Here is a 1,740-nt window from a genome sequence, read left to right as displayed (position 1 = left end):
CGGCAGAACCGGGAAGTGGTGTTTCGTGGATTGGCCGCCCCGGGACCGTCCGCGCCGATGCGTGTCCGGTGCTCCCTGTCGAGCGACTAGAGAACGATAGGCCGACCGGGCGCCTGAGGCAAATCCCGGGCCCGGACCGGGGAGGAGGTGAGGAACGGGGAGCAACGGCGCCCGTCCGGACGGGGTCAGTGCCGTTGCTGACGCCTCCTGCCGATCAGGACGGTGGTCACCCCTGCCGCGGTGAGCACGGCAGCGATCCACCCGGTCCGGCCGGCCCCCGTTCCGGTCGCGGGCAGCTCCTGGCCCACGGCGGCCGGGGAGGAGGCGACCGAGTGCCCCGCGCTCGGCGTCGCGGAAGGTCTCGGGGACGGAGAGCAAGTCGGGGAGGGAGAAGGGGACGGAGAAGGGGACGGGGAGGAAGTCGGACTCGAAGACGGGGAGGAAGAGGGAGAGGGAGACGAGCTGGCGGCCGTGACGTTGAGCCGGGCGGTGGCGGGGGCGGAGGTGACGGTGGCTCCCGTGGCGAACGGCCTGGTCTGGTCGAGCCCGGCCGCCGTGGCGGTGTCGGTCACCGATCCGGCGGCCCCGTCTGCCGCGGTGAGGGTGTAGGTGGCCTGGCACGTCTGGCTCTGCCCCGCCGGCAACGGCGTGCCGGGGCAGGTGACCGGGGACAGGCCCGGGTGCGCATCGTTGACCGAGACCGTCCACGGCACCTGGCCGGTGTTGGTGACGGTGTACTGGTAGGTGACGGTCTGGCCGACGTTCGCCGTGGTGATCACGGCCCCGCCGGAGGTGACCGACTTGGTCAGTGAGAGACCGAACGGGTCGGGAACGGCGACCTGCACCGTGTCAGCGGCCACCGTGGCCGACGGGCTCGTGCCGACCGCGCCGACCTGGTTGGTGCATGACGCGCCGCTGTCGCTCGAAACGATGTTCCAGCCGGTGGCGTACTGCGGCACCACTACCCCGGCGACGGTGCGCGTCTGCAGCGCCTTCGAGCACCCGCCGCTGGTCGCCTTGCCCGCCGGAAGCGTCGGCAGGACCGGGCTGCCCGTCACCGTCGGGTTGGAGCCTCCGGCCACCGAGCCCTGCGTGACGTCGGTGACCTGCTCCTGATAGGTACCGTCGGCGTCGAGGTACGCGACCGCCGGAGTGCCGATCGCGGTGACGTCCACCAACGGGACACCGTTCGAATCGGCGATCTGCATCCGGCACGGATCGCCCGACGTGCCGATCGGCTCGACGATGAAGTACGCGACCCCGGCGGCGTCGGTGTTCTGGAACGACAGGGAGCAGTTGCCGGCGATGTCCAGTTGGGTCACCGTCGATGCCGCGGACGCCGCCGGCGCACCCCCCAACCAGGATCCTCCGCCAAACGCGCCAAGAACCACGATCATGAACCCACGAGGTACCCGAGACATGGGGCTGACGGTAGGTCACATGTCAGGGACGTCCGGTGCGCCGCGCAAACCGGTTCACCCGTCAAGCCCCAGGGCGAGGTCCTCCGGGGAGCCGTCCTCGGGCAGGAACCCGACCGGGTCACGACGTACCGGGGCCCGGACCGGAGTGCCTCAGGGGTGCATGAGCCCGCCTTCCTGTCACCGCAGTTGGCGCGGGGAAGCGACGCGCCGGGGCGGCGGAGGGCAGTGCGTCGAGGGCGACGGGGTTCTGCTCGCCGGTGGTCAGGTCCTTGAGCTGGACGACGCCTTCGGCGAGGTCCCGGTCACCGGCCAGCACCGC

General features: G+C 71.6%; 2 protein-coding genes. Both read right to left on the bottom strand.

The genetic code is table 11. The annotated features are described in order from the left end of the window. Positions 1-185: 185 nt before the first annotated feature. The gene (locus tag AB0P06_RS36860) at positions 186-1,322 is read right to left on the bottom strand and encodes a hypothetical protein (RefSeq protein WP_363615380.1); all 1,137 of its coding nucleotides are present in this window, start codon (positions 1,320-1,322) and stop codon (positions 186-188) included. A gap of 217 nt (positions 1,323-1,539) precedes the next feature. Beyond that, a partial coding sequence (locus AB0P06_RS36855; RefSeq protein WP_363615378.1) for a hypothetical protein occupies positions 1,540-1,740 on the bottom strand: 201 nt, incomplete at its 5' end.

The sequence above is a fragment of the Kitasatospora sp. NPDC088351 genome, from assembly GCF_040685575.1.
GTDB lineage: Bacteria > Actinomycetota > Actinomycetes > Streptomycetales > Streptomycetaceae > Kitasatospora.
Note: the sequence above shows the minus strand (reverse complement) of the source record. Positions and strands in the feature narration are given on the sequence as shown.